Source organism: Haloferula luteola (genome assembly GCF_014201715.1).
Lineage (GTDB): Bacteria > Verrucomicrobiota > Verrucomicrobiia > Verrucomicrobiales > Akkermansiaceae > Haloferula > Haloferula luteola.
In genome coordinates, this window is sequence record NZ_JACHFD010000022.1 from 1 (window position 1) to 18,630 (window position 18,630).

15 protein-coding genes are annotated in these 18,630 nt (G+C 58.0%); 12 read left to right on the plus strand and 3 right to left on the minus strand.

What is annotated here, in order from left to right:
- The first annotated feature begins 359 nt into the window (after nucleotides 1–359).
- From HNR46_RS16720 to HNR46_RS16730, 3 genes are all read left to right on the plus strand, one after another.
- The gene (locus HNR46_RS16720) at nucleotides 360–662 is read left to right on the plus strand and encodes a hypothetical protein (RefSeq protein WP_184020855.1); all 303 of its coding nucleotides are present in this window, start codon (nucleotides 360–362) and stop codon (nucleotides 660–662) included.
- Nucleotides 663–725: 63 nt separating this feature from the next.
- Entirely contained in the window at nucleotides 726–2,069 is a 1,344-nt protein-coding gene (locus tag HNR46_RS16725; protein ID WP_184020857.1) for a BNR-4 repeat-containing protein, read from the plus strand.
- 63 nt (nucleotides 2,070–2,132) lie between these two features.
- Nucleotides 2,133–3,071 carry an AEC family transporter gene (locus HNR46_RS16730; RefSeq protein WP_184020859.1) on the plus strand — a complete coding sequence of 313 codons (939 nt, stop codon included), beginning with the start codon at nucleotides 2,133–2,135 and terminating at the stop codon, nucleotides 3,069–3,071.
- Nucleotides 3,072–3,089: 18 nt separating this feature from the next.
- Here the strand turns inward: HNR46_RS16730 and HNR46_RS16735 are convergent, their stop codons facing one another.
- The gene (locus tag HNR46_RS16735; RefSeq protein WP_221285235.1) at nucleotides 3,090–3,725 is read right to left on the minus strand and encodes a hypothetical protein; all 636 of its coding nucleotides are present in this window, start codon (nucleotides 3,723–3,725) and stop codon (nucleotides 3,090–3,092) included.
- A 230-nt stretch (nucleotides 3,726–3,955) separates the two neighbouring features.
- Between HNR46_RS16735 and HNR46_RS16740 the strand changes: the two genes are divergently transcribed.
- The 9 genes from HNR46_RS16740 to HNR46_RS16780 are packed head-to-tail and all read left to right on the plus strand — an operon-like array spanning nucleotide 3,956 to nucleotide 14,615.
- Complete coding sequence (locus HNR46_RS16740) at nucleotides 3,956–5,704, plus strand: hypothetical protein (RefSeq protein ID WP_184020860.1); 1,749 nt, start codon at nucleotides 3,956–3,958, stop codon at nucleotides 5,702–5,704.
- A gap of 24 nt (nucleotides 5,705–5,728) precedes the next feature.
- Nucleotides 5,729–6,478 (plus strand): vWA domain-containing protein, encoded by a 750-nt coding sequence (locus HNR46_RS16745; RefSeq protein WP_184020861.1) that lies wholly within the window; start codon nucleotides 5,729–5,731, stop codon nucleotides 6,476–6,478.
- Between the two features lie 24 nt (nucleotides 6,479–6,502).
- Nucleotides 6,503–8,101: a phosphate ABC transporter substrate-binding/OmpA family protein gene (locus tag HNR46_RS16750; RefSeq protein ID WP_184020862.1), complete on the plus strand. Its 1,599-nt coding sequence runs from the start codon at nucleotides 6,503–6,505 to the stop codon at nucleotides 8,099–8,101.
- 25 nt (nucleotides 8,102–8,126) lie between these two features.
- Nucleotides 8,127–9,020 carry a hypothetical protein gene (locus HNR46_RS16755; RefSeq protein WP_184020863.1) on the plus strand — a complete coding sequence of 298 codons (894 nt, stop codon included), beginning with the start codon at nucleotides 8,127–8,129 and terminating at the stop codon, nucleotides 9,018–9,020.
- A gap of 12 nt (nucleotides 9,021–9,032) precedes the next feature.
- Nucleotides 9,033–9,863: a coiled-coil domain-containing protein gene (locus tag HNR46_RS16760; RefSeq protein ID WP_184020864.1), complete on the plus strand. Its 831-nt coding sequence runs from the start codon at nucleotides 9,033–9,035 to the stop codon at nucleotides 9,861–9,863.
- A 37-nt stretch (nucleotides 9,864–9,900) separates the two neighbouring features.
- Entirely contained in the window at nucleotides 9,901–10,941 is a 1,041-nt protein-coding gene (locus HNR46_RS16765; protein WP_184020865.1) for a type 2 periplasmic-binding domain-containing protein, read from the plus strand.
- Nucleotides 10,942–10,978: 37 nt separating this feature from the next.
- Entirely contained in the window at nucleotides 10,979–11,827 is an 849-nt protein-coding gene (locus HNR46_RS16770; protein WP_184020867.1) for an ABC transporter permease, read from the plus strand.
- Nucleotides 11,824–12,789, plus strand: a complete 966-nt coding sequence (locus HNR46_RS16775) for an ABC transporter ATP-binding protein (RefSeq protein WP_184020869.1) — start codon at nucleotides 11,824–11,826, stop codon at nucleotides 12,787–12,789. The genes HNR46_RS16770 and HNR46_RS16775 overlap by 4 nt, the downstream gene beginning before the upstream one ends.
- A 2-nt stretch (nucleotides 12,790–12,791) precedes the next feature.
- Nucleotides 12,792–14,615: an AAA family ATPase gene (locus HNR46_RS16780; protein WP_184020871.1), complete on the plus strand. Its 1,824-nt coding sequence runs from the start codon at nucleotides 12,792–12,794 to the stop codon at nucleotides 14,613–14,615.
- Between the two features lie 75 nt (nucleotides 14,616–14,690).
- Here the strand turns inward: HNR46_RS16780 and HNR46_RS16785 are convergent, their stop codons facing one another.
- On the minus strand, nucleotides 14,691–16,754 hold the full coding sequence (locus HNR46_RS16785; protein ID WP_184020873.1) for a Calx-beta domain-containing protein: 2,064 nt from the start codon (nucleotides 16,752–16,754) through the stop codon (nucleotides 14,691–14,693).
- 175 nt (nucleotides 16,755–16,929) lie between these two features.
- Complete coding sequence (locus HNR46_RS16790) at nucleotides 16,930–18,507, minus strand: SulP family inorganic anion transporter (RefSeq protein ID WP_184020875.1); 1,578 nt, start codon at nucleotides 18,505–18,507, stop codon at nucleotides 16,930–16,932.
- Nucleotides 18,508–18,630: the final 123 nt, after the last annotated feature.

Below are 18,630 nucleotides of genomic sequence, written 5' to 3' on the forward strand. Positions count from 1 at the left end.
GCATCCATCATCGGCACCGGAAACGCAAGGCAGATATCGAGCGCCGATGGAACGGACGGACCGGAATTCCCACCAATTTAACTAAGTAGAACTAAGTGGAATGAGGAAGAGTTGGGATGGGATCGCCCTGATCATTCCTTCGAGTTGCGGGCGTGGAGCGACCAGTTCTACCAAGCTCTCAAAATCACGTCACCCACCCCCTGTCACCCATCACGATGCAACATGGTGGCCCGAATAAGAACATAGGCATTTCAAATTCCAAGGGGATGATTCATGGGGTCACTAGGCTTCGCTAGCGTGGAAATGATAACGCGTTTTGGAATGGACAAAGGAGAGATTCATTTTGGAGGATAGTTGCGATGTTGGATCGAGATCCAGATAAAGACAAACCCGATTGGGATTCCTTTGAGTGTTGGAACGGGGATGAGCGAAAGGAGCGATGGACCGACCGCTGGATTCACGGGGTGATGGTGGTGGTGGCTCTTGCGTTGGTCTTTTTCGTCACGGGCGTGCTGGGGATGCTGATGGGGCAACGACATCTATCGATTGAGCAGGTCATGAATGATACTTCATGGACGTTTTGGAGTAGGTTTGTGATCAGTGGCTTGGCAGGGGTGATTGCGACGATCTGGATCTATTTCCGTAAGATTGGGAGCTTTTGAACCTCCCCGATCGGAGGGGAATGAGTCGTGGACGGTTGAGGTGAGGCGCGGCATGCTGCGTGCATGACTCGTTGGATTCTCGGATGGTTGGTGGCGCCCTGGTCGATGGCGCAGCCGGTGGAAATCGCGCCGGATGGGGCATGGACGTTTTTCAACGATGAACGGGGCGTGTTTCACGAGGGTCTGCTGTATTTGGGATACGTGAAGGGTGATGGTGATGTGGGGGTGACTCGCTTTGACCCGAAGTCGGGGAGTGCTTCTCATGTGGTGTTGGGAAGTGAGGCGGCCCGGCAGCGTGACGATCACAACAATCCATCGCTGACGGTCATGCCGGACGGGCATTTGTTGGCGATGTATGCCCGACATATTGCCGACCCGTTCTATTTTCATCGGCGCTCCAAGGTGAGTTCGCCGGTATCGCTTGAGGACTGGGGGGAGGAAATGCGCGAGCCGGTTGCGGACAAGGTAACCTATTCGAATACGTTCTTTCTCAAGGATGAAGGTCGGGTGTGGGATTTTCAGCGCAGCCTGAATTTCAATCCGGCTTATACAACCAGCGAGGATGGAGGGCGAAGCTGGGCAACGGTGAAACCCTTGGTGAAGACTGGCGGTGGATCTGTGAGGCCTTACTTTCACTACAGTTCCAATGGCTTGGGTCGGATTGACCTCGCCTACACGGATGGGCATCCGCGGAACGTGAAGAATTCTCTTTACCACATCTACTATGAGAAGGGTGCATTTCATCGCACGGATGGGACCGTGATCAAGAAAGAGGAAGAGTTACCTCTGGACCATGACGGGGGTGAACGAGGGACGGTGATCTATTCCTATTTCGAAGGAGAGGAACCGGAATCACGGGACGAGGGTGTGGCCAATGGTCGCGCATGGGTTTGGGACTTGGAATACGATGCAGAGGGGCATCCGGTGTGTGTGTTCCAGCTGCATCCCCACGCGACGAATGATTTTGATCGAACGATTTCAGGGTGGCCGGACAGTCGGATCCGCTACTATTGGGCCCGTTGGGACGGCTCGGGATGGCAGGTCCACTTCATTGCGGAGGCAGGGCGTGGGAAATATCGGAATGAGGACGACTATGCCGGCGGCATCTGTCTCGATCCGGAAGATCCTCGCGTGGTGTATTTGTCGTCGAATGCACAAAAGCCCTTTGATCTGAATCAGCAAGAGGTGCCGCTGTCCGCCCACGATCGCTACGAAATCTATCGGGGAACGACTAGCGATGATGGAGCAACCTTTTCCTGGGAGGCATTGACGGAGAACTCGTCGGAGGATCACCTGCGCCCGTTCGTCGCCAAAGGGCATCCGGGCAAGCGGCACGTGGTGTGGTTCAGCGGCGATTACCGCACGTACATGGACTACCGCTGTCGCGTGCTAGGGATTTTTGAATGAGGAGATCGCTGGGTCGGTGGTCGCACTCTCGACAATTGCAGGCAGCGGGCTAAGGCTGGCGATGTGTCCGCATTGGAGGTACTCACGCAGGTTTTCCCGGTCTATCTACTCATCATTGGGGGGGCACTGGCTCGGTGGGTGGGCTTGGTCAAGCGGGGGAATGACGATGCGATCCTGCATCTGGTTTTCCACGTGATGTATCCCTGCTTCATCCTGGATAAGGTGCTGGGATCGGACAGTGTGCGGGACTTCGGCTCGGTGGCCTGGGGTCTGGGGATGGGCTTCGGGATGACGGTCGTGGGGTTCGGGATTGCCTGGCTGGCAGCCAGTGCTTTGCGCTACCAAAAAGGCCATGGGAAGCGGACCTTCGCGGTGGGGGCCGGGGTGCAGAATTTTGGGTACACGGCGATCCCAGTGGTCGAACGCATGTGGGCGGGAACGGGTGCCATTGCCATGCTGTTCGTGCACAACCTTGGAGTGGAGCTGGCGGTGTGGTCGGTGGGGGTGATGCTGATGTCTGGAGATAAGCGGGTGCCTTGGCGGCGTATCGTCAATGGTCCGACGGTTTCGGTGGTGGTTGGATTGACGTTGGTGGGACTGGGCTGGGATCGTGAGGTGACCGGGCCACCGAGAGAAGCGATGAAGTGGCTGGGTGCTGGGGCCTTTCCGTTGGCGATCTTTGTGACGGGTGCGGTGATGATGGATTTGATCGGCAAGGAGCGGCCCACGTGGAAAGCTTCGTTGGGAGGATCGGTGGTGAGGTTGGCGCTGGTGCCCGTGGTGATGTTGGCTGCAGCGAAGTGGCTGCCGCTGCCGGTGACGTTGAAGCAAGTGATGGTGGTTCAGGCGGCGATGCCGGCGGCGATGACGCCGATTCTTTTGGCGAAGCTTTATGGGGGGCGCCCGGCGGTGGCCGTGGAGGTGGTGGTGGCGACGACTCTGGCGAGCCTCATCACGCTGCCTTTCGTTTTGCTATGGGGACGAGCATGGGTGGGTTTGTAGCGTTTTCAGGGCGGCTCGTTAGGAGATCAATCGTTGGCTAGCAGCGCAATGAGGATAGCGTCTTGCCTCGATGCGGTAGTAGGCTTTCAAGAGATCGATCTCAAGGTTCACGGCCTGGCGCACTTCACGCAGAGGGAGGTCGAGGAGAGGTTGGAAATCCACCTCTTCGAGCGGCAGACAATCGGAGACGTATGCGAGTGCGATGGCATCCTTGAAGACCCTCGCGCCATCTTCGGTGAAGCGATAGGGCTTTGGGTAGAGGAATTGATTGATGAGGTTGAAGAGGGAGCTTTCCTGAGTGGAAACTCGATCCGTGGTGCCCATGGTGAAGCCTAAGACAAAGGCTTCATCCATGAGGGTGAGGCCACGGCCGAGGAGGATGTGGATGTAGTCGTGCTGCTCAAGCGTGACGCGGCCTTTGAAAAACCCGAATCCGCCGAAGTGAAATTTCGGGTTTTCAGTGAGTTGGACGATGAGAGGGACTTGGTCCTGCGAATTGCCGATTTCCATGAGGCTCTCGTAGGCCTCCCGCAGGGTTTTCTGGTCGTCGTCCAGATAGGTGATCCAAGTTTTCAGGAACTCACTGAATTTCTTCTTCTCCGGAATGCCGGGGCGTTCGGCGGGGTTCGAGGAGTCGTCGCAGGAATCAGTCATGAGATTTCGGGCAGGTGGAACGATGAGTTTGACCTACCACGGAGCCTCACTGGAGTGAAGGAAATGCATCGCTATGGGCGCTCCAATCGCCGTCGAATGCTGTAATGGCAGTTGGCGGAGATTTTTCCCAGATTCGCCACCGTGTCATCCCGCCAGCCCGCCCGATTTTGGTTTGTTTTCGATGCGGATCCCGATTGGGTGGGGTGAAAAGTTTGAGACAAACGAAAGCCATGAATATCCCGAACCTTCCTGTGGCCCTCTTGGCCCTGCTCGGTGGTGTCGCCACCTTGTCCGCTCAGCAGGCCGAAATCCTGACTTACAAGCCTTTGGCGGAGGCGGTTCCCGCTCGTTTGAAGCCGGTGGGTGATGCGCATCAGATCCCTGTGATTGCCTGGGGGGCGGATGTGGCGACTCAACTGGCGGCGATGGAAGGTTGGTTGCCCGGGGCGAAGCTTGAGCGGGAGGATAATTTTCCGAAGCAGGTGGAAGCCTGTCTTTCCGGGGAGAGCCCCTATCTTCGTGGTACTCTGCCGATGATTTTACAGGCGCGGAAGGCGTTTCAAAGTGCGGGGACGGATCTGGCGGTGATTTATCAACTCTCTTGGAGCAACGGTGGGGATTGTTTGGTGGTCCGTGACCGCGTGAAATCGATCCGTGATATCAAGTCGGTGGCGGTGCAACTGTATGGTCCCCATGAACATCCGGCCATCAAAGTGTTGCAGGACGCCGGAGTGAATCCGGCTGAGGTCAAATTCTTCTACTTGCCCGAGCTGGCGGCTCCGGTCGATGGAAAGGGTGACAAGATCGCGTCACCGCCGGAGCTGTTCGAAGCTCGTGAGGATGTGGATGCGGTGTGGGTGATCTCTCCCGATGCGGCTGCGTTGACCGAGGGTGACTATGCGGTGAAAGGCGCGAGGGTCTTGTTCACTTCCAAGCAGGCGAGCCGGATCATTCCGGATGTGTATGCGGTGCGTAAGGACTATTTGGACGCCCACCGCAAGGAGGTGGAATCCTTCGTTTCCAGCTTGTTGAAAGCGGAGGAAGCATTGCGTGATCGGGTGGCGAAAAAAGATGAACAGGCGGCGGAGTTCCGCAAGTTGATGGCGTCGTCCGCCGAGTTGTTGCTAGGGGATGCTGGTCTCGTCGGTGATACGGAGGGCATGCTTTCTGAAGCTGAGCTGGTCGGCCATTCGGGGAACGTGGCATTTTTCACCGGTCAGGGGACGACCCGCAGTCTGGAAACGCTGACGGAGGAAATTGAGGTGGCCTTTGAAAAGGCAGGCCGTGGAATCGGTCGGTTCGACATGCCGACGGCCGGATGGGACTGGGTGAAGCTTGGTGCGGGCTTGCGATATGCCGGCGAGGTGAAGGTGGCCAAGTCGGTGTTCAAGTCATCGGAACAGGCACAGCAAAAAGTGGAGGAGTTTCTGTTGGAGAACCCGGAGTTGAGCGAGCGCGACACGGCCTTGTTTGACTTTACGGTGCCCTTTGAGGCGAATCAGGACGACTTCGATCTCAACGATGCCGGACTGCAAAGTTACTTCGGTCACGCCATGGAGATGGTCGATGCATACGCGGGGACGACGATGATCATTGAAGCGCACGCCGACGGATATTTGCTGATGCGACTCCGTGAAGCTCTGGTGAGCAATGATCGGGAGTTGTTGGGCAAAATCCAGAAGGTGCTCCGGCTTGGAGCTTCGCCGACCCAGCAGACGGCGACCTTGTTGGAGCGATCCTTGAAGACCAAATCGGCAGAGCGGGCGGAAGCTCTACGGAATGCCTTCATCCGTTTTTGTGATGGCAAGGGACTGAAGCTCGACGAGAACCGCATTGTAGCGGTGGGGCGTGGGTCGACTGCTCCGATTTATGAAAATGCGGACACGCCTCAAAAGCGCGCTGAGAACCGCCGTGGTGTCATCATCCTCGAACGGCTGGAGGTGCTGGAGGTCGGGGATGATGTGAAGATCGATTTCTAACTACCTAACATTTTTTCAACGATCATGTGCAAAACCATTTGTTTCATGACCCTTGTGGCGGTCTCCTTGGGGGTGACCAGTTGCGACCGTCCGCGCAGTGGAGCGAATCCACCCCCATCGCGGGAGCAAGATTTTGCCAGCCCGTTGGTGTCTTCCGAGGTCTCGGGAAAGGGGGATCCTGAACCGATTCCCAGCACTACGCCGCCGGGATCGCATATGGATCCAAGTTCGAATGCTTACATTGTCTTCGATGGGAGCGGTAGCATGGCAGGGGAGCCGATTGAGGAAGCGAGGCGTGCTGTGACAGCTTTTGTTCAGGCGGCACCGACCGATTTGAATTTGGGACTGTATGTTTTTGATCAGAACCACCAGGGAGGTTCGGAGTTGGTGCCGCTGGGCCGTGGAGAAAAGCAGCGTGCGCAGCTCCGCCAGCAAATTGCGGGGATCTCCGCCGGCGGAGGCACTCCTCTCGGCGCTGCATTGCGTGCGGGGACCGAGTCGCTGATGGCTCGCTTCCAACAGCAGCTGCGCTATGGAGACATTCGCCTGATTGTGGTGACGGACGGGGAGGCCACCGATCCACGAACTTTCGACAAGAGCATCCGCTACGCCCGGGATTACCATGTGCCGATTTACACGGTGGGCTTTCGAGTCCGAGAGGAACATGCATTGCGGCGTTTCTCCGAGGCCTATCTGACGGCCAATGATGAACAGCAGCTGCTCAACGCTATGCAGGAAACGCTGGCCGAGCTGGACGACGATGCGGATTTTTAGCCATCCTCCGACTGACGAAGCGATATGAATGCGGCCACCAAGCTTGCCATCCTGCTGTTTGCGGTTTGCGCCGTGATTGCCGGAGCATGGTTCGCGCTCAAGCCGATGTTCCATGAACATCAGCAGGAGGAAGCTCGTCGCAAAGCCGAAGCTTTTGAGCGTGAGATTTCGGAGGCCAAGGTGGATTCGACCCTGCGGATTGCTGGTGATGGCTATCTTGGGTATTTCTTTGCGTCGTCTTTGGAGACCCGAAAGCTCGCGGTTCGCCAAGGAGTGGGAGTCGAATGGGTGGACGATGGAGGCACGATTTCTGATCGGGTTGAGAAGCTCGCTTCGGGAGAGTATGACATCATCGCGATTCCAGCTGCGGAGTATCTCGTGCAAGGACAGCGCACGGGGTTTCCGGGAGTCATTGCGGTGGCGATTGCCCGTTCCAATGGTGGGGATGGGGTTCTGGCCCGTCGCGACGTGTTGACATCGGGGAACGTCTCGGACCTCAACGACGCTTCTTTGAAATGGGTGTATACCGGAGGAAGTCCGAGTGAGTTCCTCGTCGAAATCACGGTCAAAGACCTCGATTTTTACCAACTGCGTGGGGCGGATGAGTCGGCGGGAGGCTGGCGAGTGCCTGTAAATTCGTCGGAAGAAGTTTATCGGCGGGCGATGAATGGCCGCGGAGATGTTTTCGTGCTCTGGGAGCCCGACATTTCCCGGGCGCTGAAGGAGAATCCGAATCTGACGTATGTGTGGGGATCGGACAAATTTGCTGGCTACATCGTTGACTATTTTGTGGTGAACAAACGCACCTTGGCAGAGCGAGAAGGGGAGGTGTTGGACTATTTCAAGGCCTACTTCCGGGCCTTGGATCATTACCGTCGGAATGCGTCGGAATGCATCGCCGAGATGGCTCGTTGGGGGGGAGTCAGCCGCGAGGCAGTCGAGGAGATCGTGAATCAGCGAAAGATCGACTGGATCGACCTCAGTGACAATTGCCTTCAGCAGTTTGGAATCGAAGGGGTCGACGATGCGGTGCCCGCGCAAGAAGGTGTCATCGACACTCTCCTGTCGTGTGCCGATGTGCTTGCGGATACGGGAAAGCTAGGAACTGGAGACCTGCGGGATCCCTATCGTCTCATCAACACCTCGGTTTTGCAGGCGCTGAAAAACTCGGCTCCACGATCGCTCGGCCAAAGTGATCATGGAGCAACGGACTTCGAGGCGATGACCGAAGCGCAATGGGCTCAGCTCCGGGAGGTGGCCAAGTTGCAGGTGAGACCGGTTCGGTTTCGCAATGGCACCGAGCTGGAAGTCGGAGCGGCAGAGGAAATCGACAAGATCGCCAAGTTGCTTTCTGTCAACTACCCCAACTACCGGGTAAAGATCCGGGGTCATACTGGTGGCGAAGACACCGAGGCGAATCGTGAGCTTTCGAAGCTGCGTGCGGAGGTTGTTCGCAAGCGATTGGTGCTGGTCCACGGCTTTGACGAGGATCGCCTGCAAGTTGAGGGGGTGGGTTCCTCCGAGCCGCCTGAGGTGCGACCGGGGGAGAATCCTCGTTCGCGTGCTTACCGAGGTCGTGTGCCCCGGGTGGAGGCCATTCTTCTGGAGCGAGGAGGACTTTAACCTTGGATCGGATTTTGCCCAACGCATGAGCCCCGAAAATGGTCGACCGCCCCGCCTGAGTTTGCAGGACCTCACTGACGAAGAAGCCATCTTTCAAGCCGTCCGTAATCAATGCATTCAATCCCCTTTTACCATTCTGCCTTTGGCCTTGGCGGCGGGAATGTTGCTGCTGACGGGAGCTTTCAGTTGGGGCTTCTTCGGGGTTTTTGCTGCGGTGGTGCTGGGAGTCGTGGGAGTGGCTGCTTTCGTTTTCAATTTGTGGATCCGCGGCGAAACGTTGGCCAGGCGGCACGTGAAAGGCCTGATGGAGCGGATGAAGAACGAGCGGCAAGCGGCATTGAGCGACGTCGAAAACATGTGCGCGAGCATCGGGCTGGGCGAGGCGGCCAAGGAGGCGCGGGAACTGGGCGAGGCCATCGCGCTGTACACCGGATTTCTCGAAACGCGAGCTGGAGCCACGCTGGGCGATGCCGTGGGCCAACGTTTGGAATTGGTCGAGTCCGCGCGGGCGGCAGGTGTGGCGCACTTGCGAAGGGCTGCCGAAATTCACATGGCGCTCCGTGGCATCGACATGGCTCAGTTGCGAGCGGAGGTGACCGAGTGGGAGGCAGCACTTCACTCGCCATCCGCCCATCGTTCGGTGCTGGAAAGCAAGTTGTTTGCCCATGCTCAGCAGATCGAGCGGTATGGAAAATTGTCCGGCGTCAGGGACGAGCTGATTGCGCGTTCCAACGAGCTCGAGGCGGCGATCAAGAATGCGTATTTGTCGGATGCCGGCCGTTCCGATCTTACCCGCGATGGGGAAATCGACAATCCCGCCCATCGCTTGTCGCGAGTGATCTCCGCCGCCGAGGTGGCCGAGGCGGAACTGCGTGAGTTCCTCCACGAAACCTCATCTCTCTCCCACGAAAGTACCTAACCCACCAACGATATGGACCTGTTCAAAGCAATCGCCCGGTTTTTCACCTTCAAATGGCTGTGGGCCGGCGGCAAGGTCAACAAGGCTGCCGAAGAGACCTTCACCTCCTCTGCTGAGGGAGTGGGGATGGCCTTCGACATTCAAAAGGACAAGGAGATCAAAGACCACGCCGAGTTCATCAAGGCGGTGGCGACCTTGGCTGCCAATGTCGAATCTTCTCGCGAGCGCTTGGAAGAAAGCCTCGAGCGTGAGGAAGCTGCCATCAAGATGCGCGATGCTGCCAAAATTCAGCTCGCTAAGGTGCTCAAGTCTGCAGGGCTTTCCCGCGAGGAAGCGCAGACCCACCCAGAGGTGATGAAGTGGCAGCAAGCTTTCATCGACTACCAGGGCAAGATTCGAACGGAAGATGAACTTCAGGCACGATTGGAGCCGGAGCTAGCCGAGCGCCAGGCGCGGCTCGATCAGCTGAAAACTCAACTCGCGAAGCGGCAGCGGGAGATCAAAGGGCTCGACGATCAAAAAGCTCAAGCGATTGCCGACTTTGTCGATGCCAAGACGACCTCTGAACTCATGGATCGACTCAGTGGTCTTGAGGCCTCCTCGGACCGCTCGGCGATCAACACGGTGACCTCGCGGATTTCCCAAATGAAGCAGCAAGCCCGTATCAAGTCCGAGCTTGAAGGGGCATCTGCCGATTCGATTGAAGTCGAGTTGGAGAAGACCCTGGCTGATCAGGCAGGTCTTGATTTGCTCGACGAAATGCTCGCTGCGGACACTCCGGAATCCGTTTCCGACAAAGCGGCTGCGGACCAGCCCGATTCCGAAGGCGAACTCAAGGCCTGAGTCGCGGCACTCAACCCACTCTCAAATCCAGTAACTCATGAAATCCACTTTTGCATCCCTCGCTTTGGCGGCGGGCCTGTTGACCCCTGCGGTTGCTTCGGCTCAGGCCGATGGAGAATACACCTTCGGTTGGAGCAACTACATTGGCTGGTGTCCGGTGAAATACCTCGCTGATACTGGACTGCTCGAAAAGCATGCGAAGAAGAACGGCATCTCCATTCATGTGGAGGAGTTCGGCTATGTTGCGTCGATTGACGCATTCAAAGCGAAGAGCATCGACGTGGTGCCCGTCACAACGATGGATGCCCTGACTTTGATCAGCCAGGCGGGCATCGATACTTCATTCTTCGTGGTGGGTGATTACTCGAACGGCAACGACATGTGGCTCGCGAAAGGGGCACGCTCGGTGGCGGACCTCAAGGGAACGACGGTTTACGGGGAAGAGTTCACGGTCAGTCACTACTTGGTTTACCGTGGTATCGTGCTCGGAGGGCAAAAGGAATCGGACTACAAGTTTGCCCACCGGGCAGAGAAAGGGATCGTGAGTGGATTTACCACCGATGATGCTGCGAAGAAATCGACGGCGACCTGGAATCCTCATGCCCTAGGCTTGCTGCAGCAACCCGGGGTGGTTTCGGTCTTCGATTCCTCGAAGATTCCGGGGGAGATCCTGGATGGATTCGTGATGCGGAGTGATTTGCTGAAGGCCGATCCGAAGCTGGCCACGGCGATATCAGGGGCGTGGTTTGAGGCCATGGCAACTCTGAGCGGCGGCGGCCAGGACGCGGAGGATCTTATTGCCACGATCGCGCAAGCCGCGAATGTCACGGTGGCGGAGGCCAAGGCGCAGTTGAAGACCACCCACTTCTACACCACTCCAGAATCGATGACGGCTGAACTGAAATCGAAGGCTCATCAGCAAGCGACGACCTTGGTGCGGGACTTCTGTTTTGATCAGGGACTGCTCGGTGAAGATGCCGAAGAGGCAGGATACTTGGGCATCCAATTCGCCGACGGGAAGGTCCTTGGTGATTCAGGAAATGTGAAACTCCGATTTCAGCCGGTGGCTGCGGAGTGAGCGTCCCATTTGAGTTCTCTCCAGCCCGATCACTCGCTTGAATTTTCTTCGCACTGATGCCCGCATTCCCTGGTACGGGCGGCTTGCCTTGATGCTGCTGCCCGTGCTGCTGCTGGGGTTCACCTATGTCCGGAAATCAAGCGAGCTGGAGGCCACCGATCGCGCCCGCCTGATGCCAACCGTGGATAAGTTGGTGGATGCCGCCAAGAAGGTCGCATTGCCGATTCCTGCTCCGGATCGAGAAAGTGAGCGGCGCAAAGAGCTGCGCTTGGAGCGGCAGTTTCTCATCTATAAGGATACGGTTGCCAGCTTCAAGCGGATGGGTTGGGCCGCGATGGTGATTCTCCTGGCCGTGCCGATAGGGGTGATGATGGGGAGCTATCCCTGGGCGGAGAATCTGGGTCGGACGGTGATGGTAATCCTGAGTATGATCCCGGCGCTGGCCCTGCTCTCGATCTTGTTTCTGACCCTTGGCACGGGAGAGGTCGCCAAAGTGGCGTTGATCGTTCTAGGTGTGTTTCCTGTGGTTTGTTTGGACACCTATCTGAGAGCTAAAGCTTTGCCCCGGGAGCAATTCTTCAAGGCGCAGAGTCTCGGTGCCTGTGAGCTGGAGCTTCCCTGGAGGGTGGTATTTCCGCAGATCTGGCCGGAAGTGCTCAATACGATCCGGCTCAATTTGGGAGTGATGGCGGTGTTGATGATTGCCGGGGAATCGATCTCTGCCGAGGCGGGAATCGGCTATCGGATTTTCATCAAATTCTATCGGACGACAGCGATGAATTCGACGATTGTCTATGTGATCTGGCTCACTCTTCTGATGTTTCTCCTCGATGCGGCGATCAGCCAGTGGATCAAGCAACGATACAAATGGCTGGCGGGGCAATGAGTGATCCGATCGAACGCAAAGTGGTGGTGGAAATCCGCGACGCGGAAGTGACCTACCGATCGCGCCCCAAGTTCCGGTGGCGGGATGGGCCAGGAATCGAGCGAGAGAGCTTCACGGTGTTCAGAAATCTGAATCTTCGGATTCGTGAGGGAGAGTTCGCGACGATTGTCGGCCCGAGTGGCTGCGGGAAATCGACGCTCTTCCGCTTGATTCTCGGGTCCCAGTTTCCCACGGCGGGAGAAGTATGGGTGGATGGGGAGCCAGTGCGGCATGTGACTCCGAAGACGGGCATCGTTTATCAGCGGTATTCGCTGTTTCCTCATCTTACGGTCGCGGACAATATCGCTTTGGGTCCTTTGCTGCGACAGACCGGGCCTCTGGAATCGACGGTCCGTGGTCTTGGCCCGCGGTACCGGAGGGTGCAGCGTGAAGCACGCGCCGAAGCCCGTGGATTGCTCGGGCGCATCGGTTTGACGAACAAGGATGGGGATAAGTATCCGCAGGAACTTTCCGGTGGCATGCAACAGCGGGTGGCCATTGCTCAGGCCATGATCGTGAAGCCCAAGGTACTGATGATGGACGAGCCCTTCGGTGCGCTGGATCCAAGTACTCGCGAGGACATGCAGCTGTTCATTCTGGAGCAAGCGGCGGCGCACGGTCTGACGGTGATTTTTGTGACCCATGATCTCGACGAGGCGGTGTTTTTGGGCACGCGTTGCATCGGAATCTCCCAGTACTATACTTGTCGGGATAACGAACCTAAGGTGGGAGCGAAGATCGTCACGGACCGGGATATCTCGGCGGCACTGGATCTGCCCCATCCCCGTCCACCGAAGGTGGTCGATTCTCCAGCTTTTCGGGAGCTTCGAAGGAAGATTCACGAGGATGTTCTCGATCCTGAAAGGTGTCAGAGGGTCGACGCCTTCGATCACGATCATCCCGACAGTCAGCCGATTCATTGATCATGCATGACACGACGCCGGGGCCGACGCCCCCATTCATGGAAGCCCTGGTCGATGGGGTGAAGTTCCGCGGTAAGCGGGTATTTGTCCTCACCGGTGATACTCTTGGGACTTTTCCTAACCGGGATGATGCCGGGTACTCCACGCTGGAGGAGCGGCTTTGCCAGAGTTTTGGTGAAAGGTTCACGATGGTGAGGCTCGATCTGGCGATGGGCGTCGGGTTCTACGACCGAGGTCAGCGTCGAGAGTTGTTCGACGCGATCGGATGGAAGTCTCCTGAGGAGGTTCAGACATCCGCAGACCCATTGGGCGGGTTGATCGACTTTGGCTCGGAGATGGTGAACCGCCATCTGCGTGGCCGCCAGGGCTCTCCGGCCCCTCCGCCTGCTCCGACACCGGCCCAGCTTCTTGAGCGAACACGCCAAAGGCCGGGAGCGGCATTGGTTTTGCTACGGGAGCTTTCGGAGTCGGTAAGAGAGGCGATGGACCGCGGAGTACGCGTGAAGCCGCTGGCAACGATCATCCGGCTCGCAGGGGCATTTTTTCCACCGGGGGAATTGGGGCGATTGTCGGAGTTGGATCGGAACCGGCTGGCGACGCTACTGAGTTGGATGGGAGATTCCGGGTATGCGGCGGGGGGGCATGTGACGTTCCTGGTGGCGGATACTCGCGCGGAATTGAATACTCGGATTCCGGCGCTGCCTCTATGCCAGGTGGTGGAAGTGGGTTTTCCTGATGAGGCGACGCGACGCCATTTCATTGAGCAGTGGACGATTCCGAGCCGAGGGGAGGGTGAACTTTCGACTCCGACGTTTGAGCGGGGGATGAACGACTTCATTGAGGAATCTGCGGGTTTAGGGCTTCCTGCGGTGGCTTCGTTGTTGGAGGAGAGCGCCAGTTCGGGGCGATCGGTGACGAGGGAGTCCGTCAGCCAATTGCTGAATGAGCTTTTGCGTGCGCAGTTGGACGGAGTGGTGACGATCAAACGACCCCGTCATGGCGATCGCGACCTTTGTGGTTATGGGGGCCAGAGGGAAGCGATTCGGCGAATTTTTCGTGATGCTGAGGATCCAGAAACCGCGATTGCTGCGTTTGTGGTTTCGGGACCGAATGGAGTGGGGAAGACCTTCAATGTGGAAGCGCACGCCGCGGACTCGGGAAGAATTGTGATCGAGTTGTCGCGCATCCGTTCGTCGGATTTTGGCGGCACGGATCGATTGTTTGAGACGGTTCGGCGCTATGTGGAGATTTACGGGAAGGTGGCGATTTTGGTCGATGAGGCGCATGCTGCTTTCGGAAGCATCCACTCGGGTGATACCCACGAGACGGAGAAGCGATTGATGGCGAACATCATCAAGATGATGTCAGACAAGGATTTGCTTTCCAAGGTGGTGTGGTGCCTGATGACGACGCGGCCCGACCTTTTGGATCCCGACGTGTTGAGCCGGGCGCCCAAGCAGATTCCCCTCTTTGATCTTGAGGGAGAAGAGCGGCAGGATTTTTATGCCGCGATGTTGTCTCGGCGAGGAATCCAGGTGGAGGCCGGGGAACTGGAATCTGTCGTCGCGGCAACTTCTTGGTATTCGAATCGAGATCTCGATTCGCTGATTCGAGAGGTCAAGAGCATGCGGCGAGAAGATCCGGGGATTTCTTTGCTGGAGGTGCTTGAAACCTGGTCGGCTTCGAAGGGCATTGTGGCGAAGCGCGAGGCGCAAGCCTGGGTGGCAGCGGCGACGAGCAGCTATCCTGGCTTGGTGCCGGATCGGTTCAAGGTGCCCGATTTGGACGACCGATTGCGTCGGGAGAAGGGGGTATTGGGAGGCTGAGCGAAGAGAAAGATCAGGGACAAAAAAGGCCCCGGCGGATGGAATTCCGCAGGGGCCGGTGCCGATAGGAGACGATCAGGGTGTCTGACCGTTGATGGTGTAGGATCCGAGCGAACCATAATCGCTGTAACCGTTGGCGAGTGGATCTCCTTTGCCGACACCGCTCACGTGCAGGTAGTAGGTTCCGGGACCGAGGTTTGCGATAGGATGAGCGTAGGTGAGCTCACTGGGGTTGTCGCTGGTGACGAGGTTGCCCTGAGCATCGCGGATCTCGGCGAGGAGATCGAGATTGGTGCTGGGGAAGGCTCCTTCAATCAAGAACTCGGCGGTTCCTGTGGCGCCGACCGTGAAGCTGAAGACATCGACATCCGCGGTGGTTTGGAGAAGACCAGAGGCGGTGAGGGTTCCACCCTGGCTCTGCAGGGAGGTCGCGCTGGTCAAGGTGTCGCCATGGTCGTCGCTACGGTAGCTGAAGCCATTTTGGCCGGTGATGATGGCAAGGTCATCTTCAGGGTTGTCGGCATTCAGGTATTCGCCCTTCGACCACTGGGTTAGGGATTGGTAGTAGCCGACGCCCATGATCGGAGCCCAACCGGTTTCACCGTTGCCATGGCCCTGGTAGTAGCCTTCGACAGGATTGGTACGTCCATCGTGGCGAAGTCCCAAGGTATGCCCGATTTCGTGAGATGCTGCCTCTGCGATGTAGCGGCTGCTATTGGCCAACATGTCGGAAAAGATCCAGCAAGGAGTGTCGCCGGTCCAAGTGAAGGAGTTCACGTAGGCGACTCCTCCAGCGCTGCCGTACCATTCGTTGTCGGGGGTGACAATGCATCGGATGCGGCGGTTTGAGGGCGCGGCGAGGTAGACATTTTCGTCGGTGGTGACGTTGATCTGAAAGGGAGCGTAGTCTTCGACTACACGGGTCCAGATTTCGGTCATGGCTCCGGTGGAGAAGGTCTCGCTGATGCCCCGAGCGGTGATGGTGGCGCCGTTGGCCCAGTAAGTTCCCGAGACCGTCTGGCCGTCAAAGTCGAGGTAGGCCACCGCAGTGGCTCCGGGGAGACTATGAAGCAAGGGTATCTTGGAAGGCTCGATATCGTCGTTGAGAATGGTGCCGACGGCCGTGGCGTCTCCCAGGCTGGCGCCTGCCGGTTGGGATAGAGTCAGAGTGAGGGTCTCATCGGATTCCAGCAAGGTGTCGCCGACCACTGGGACGCTGATGCTGGTGGAGGCGGTGTTCTTGGCGAAAGTGGCGACGCCTTGGGTGGATGCGTAGTCGCTGGGACTGGTGGCGGAGCCATCGGACGTCGCGTATTGGACGGTAATGATGTTCTTCCGGTCTTTGGCGCTGAGGGTGAGGGGAAAGATGAGGTAGGTGGTTCCACTTTGGCCTTCGGAGACGGTGGCGTCTCCGACAGAAATGGTGATACCGGAACCTCCGCTGGTGCCTCCGCTCCCGTCCGTGGTTCCTCCTCCTTTGCCTCCGCCGCTGGTTCCCCCCGTGGATCCGGGCTTGGCTTCTGCGATCTCCAATTGAGGCAGTCCCATGGCGACGGTGGTTCCGTGGTCTTCGATGGAGGAGCAGATCAGATCGCTTACAGCGTGCCGTTCCGCGATGAGGTCGGAACCCGAGGGGCGGAATTCGTAGGCGATCGGTTCGCCCGGGTAGTAGAGCTGCGCGAGGAAGAAATCAGCTTCCGGGTTTTCCTGGATGAGGAGGTCTCCAGCAGGATCGCCTTCCAACTGGAGGTGCATCATGCGGGTGCCGTCGTCCTGCACGGCCATGCGCGTGACCACTCCACGGAGGGTAGGAATGGAGCGTGCCAGAGAGAGGGAAATCCGATTTCCCTGAGTGGCATTGCGAAGAGATTCGAAGGCGTCCTTGCGAATCGGAATGGAGCTGCGGCGGGCTTCTCTGGGGTGGGTGGCCGTCGTTTCCCAAAGGTGACCTGTTGAGGTGACTTTGGTGAGTGCCTGGAGATTTCGAGCCGCTGTGTGGTTGATCGCTTGGCGAGCGGGGGGCGCGGTGGACACCTCTGGGGATTCAGTGGGCTGAGGTTGGAGGGATGTCGAGGCGATCCAAGTGGTCGCGACGAGCAGGCCTCCAGAGATCCAGAGCAGAGTTGGGCGAGTTTTCATGGGGATGGGGTTGGGGTGAGAACGAGTTCAAAATCCCAAAAGGGCTTTCGAAAATCGTCCTTTATCAACCTGATCTCCTCGCCCTTTCGCAATGGAAATGTGCGGTCCTCCCTCATCACGGGCCCGCAATTGGGGGGACCGGATTTCAGCTCGTGAGGGCAACGAAGCGGGTCTGTTAGGCCCGCGATTTCAGCCGAGCCACTGAGTAGGCAGGATCATCGGGGAGTACTTCGACCTGCACGATGGAGCCTGCGCGTTCCAGCATTTGGCGGCAGTCCGGCGAGAGGTGGCGGAGGCGCAGAGTCTTTCCTGCTTTGCGGTAGCGTTCGGCGAGGGAATGGAGGGATTCCAAGCCAGAGAGGTCGCAGACCCGCGCTTTGGCGAAATCGAGAACGATCTCTGGGACGTCGGAGCGTGCCTGGAAGTGTTCGGCGAAATCCCGGACCGACCCGAAGTAGAGGAGGCCTTCAATCGAGTAGATTCTTTCGTGGCCGGTATCGTGGACGAGCTCGACGTGAACGTGCTTTGAGCTCTGCCAAGCGAAAACGAGGGCGGAAACGATGATGCCGATGAAGACGGCGGTGGCAAGATCGTGGAGGAATACGGTGACGAGGGTGACGGTGAGAATCACCAGGACGTCGCTATGGGGGACCCGGCCAAAGGTGCGGAGCGATGACCACTCGAAGGTTCCGATGACGACCATGAACATGACCCCGACGAGGGCTGCGATCGGGATCTTTTCGATGACCGGTCCGCCGATCATGATAAATAGGGCGAGAGCGACAGCAGCGGTGATGCCGGAGGTGCGACCCCGCCCGCCCGATTTGATGTTGATCAGGGATTGGCCGATCATGGCGCAGCCTCCCATGCCCCCGAACAGGCCCGAGAGGAAATTGGCGGATCCTTGAGCGACGCATTCGCGGTTGCCTTGTCCGCGGGTTTCGGTGATTTCATCGATGAGCTGGAGAGTCATCAAGGATTCGATGATGCCGACCATGGCGACGATAAAGGCCGTCTTGAGGAGGAAAGGCCACTCGGCTGCCCAATCGATGCCGGTGGGCAGGTGAGGGAGAGGAAAGCTACCTGCGAGCTTGCCCTCGGGATTTCCTTTGGCCTGTGCCAAGACATCGGAGACGGTGGGGCTATCCTTGAATACGAGGAAGGCGAGGAGCCCGACGCTGACGATGGCGACCAGCGAGGAAGGCACGGCTTTGGTAAGCTTGGGGAAGAATTGAATGATCGACATCGTCAGAAGGACGAGTCCGACCATGATCGCCAGAGCTTGTCCGCTCAGCCACTCTCCGCTGGCAGGATTTCGAAAGGATGGAAACTGAGCCATCAGGATGACGATGGCCAATCCGTTGACGAAACCGATCATGACCGGATGAGGGACGAGGCGGATGAAGCGTCCGAGTTTGAGCAGGCCGAATAGGATTTGGACTCCCCCGGCGATCATGATGACGGCGAAGAGGTACTGCAGACCGAGGCCTTCGCCGAGGGCGTCGCCGTGTTGGACGGCTTTGCCGACGACGACGGCGATCGCGCCCGTGGCTCCGGAGATCATCCCGGGTCGGCCCCCGAAGGCGGCGGTGATGAAGCCCATGAAAACGGCAGCCCAGAGGCCGACCAATGGATCCACCCCGGCGGCAAAGGCGAAGGCGATGGCCTCTGGAACGAGGGCGAGGGCGACGGTGAGGCCAGAGAGAAAATCGTCTTTGTAGGTGCCTTGCTTGCGCTGGAAGAGGTCGAACATAGGAGCGGTGAGGCGATTCAGGTCGACGGGGGGTTGGGGGAATCTGCGAGGAATGACAAGGAGGGAATCGGATTCCCTGGTCAGGAGGGCTCCCGGAAAAACGCCTCATTCCCTGAAAAATGG

What these genes read in the sequence shown, in the direction of transcription:
- HNR46_RS16720 (WP_184020855.1), top strand. Translation starts at nt 360, where the DNA reads ATGTTGGATCGAGATCCAGATAAAGACAAACCCGATTGGGATTCCTTT.
- HNR46_RS16725 (WP_184020857.1), top strand. Translation starts at nt 726, where the DNA reads ATGACTCGTTGGATTCTCGGATGGTTGGTGGCGCCCTGGTCGATGGCG.
- HNR46_RS16735 (WP_221285235.1), bottom strand. Translation starts at nt 3,725, where the DNA reads ATGACTGATTCCTGCGACGACTCCTCGAACCCCGCCGAACGCCCCGGC.
- HNR46_RS16740 (WP_184020860.1), top strand. Translation starts at nt 3,956, where the DNA reads ATGAATATCCCGAACCTTCCTGTGGCCCTCTTGGCCCTGCTCGGTGGT.
- HNR46_RS16745 (WP_184020861.1), top strand. Translation starts at nt 5,729, where the DNA reads ATGTGCAAAACCATTTGTTTCATGACCCTTGTGGCGGTCTCCTTGGGG.
- HNR46_RS16750 (WP_184020862.1), top strand. Translation starts at nt 6,503, where the DNA reads ATGAATGCGGCCACCAAGCTTGCCATCCTGCTGTTTGCGGTTTGCGCC.
- HNR46_RS16755 (WP_184020863.1), top strand. Translation starts at nt 8,127, where the DNA reads ATGAGCCCCGAAAATGGTCGACCGCCCCGCCTGAGTTTGCAGGACCTC.
- HNR46_RS16760 (WP_184020864.1), top strand. Translation starts at nt 9,033, where the DNA reads ATGGACCTGTTCAAAGCAATCGCCCGGTTTTTCACCTTCAAATGGCTG.
- HNR46_RS16765 (WP_184020865.1), top strand. Translation starts at nt 9,901, where the DNA reads ATGAAATCCACTTTTGCATCCCTCGCTTTGGCGGCGGGCCTGTTGACC.
- HNR46_RS16775 (WP_184020869.1), top strand. Translation starts at nt 11,824, where the DNA reads ATGAGTGATCCGATCGAACGCAAAGTGGTGGTGGAAATCCGCGACGCG.
- HNR46_RS16780 (WP_184020871.1), top strand. Translation starts at nt 12,792, where the DNA reads ATGCATGACACGACGCCGGGGCCGACGCCCCCATTCATGGAAGCCCTG.
- HNR46_RS16785 (WP_184020873.1), bottom strand. Translation starts at nt 16,754, where the DNA reads ATGAAAACTCGCCCAACTCTGCTCTGGATCTCTGGAGGCCTGCTCGTC.
- HNR46_RS16790 (WP_184020875.1), bottom strand. Translation starts at nt 18,507, where the DNA reads ATGTTCGACCTCTTCCAGCGCAAGCAAGGCACCTACAAAGACGATTTT.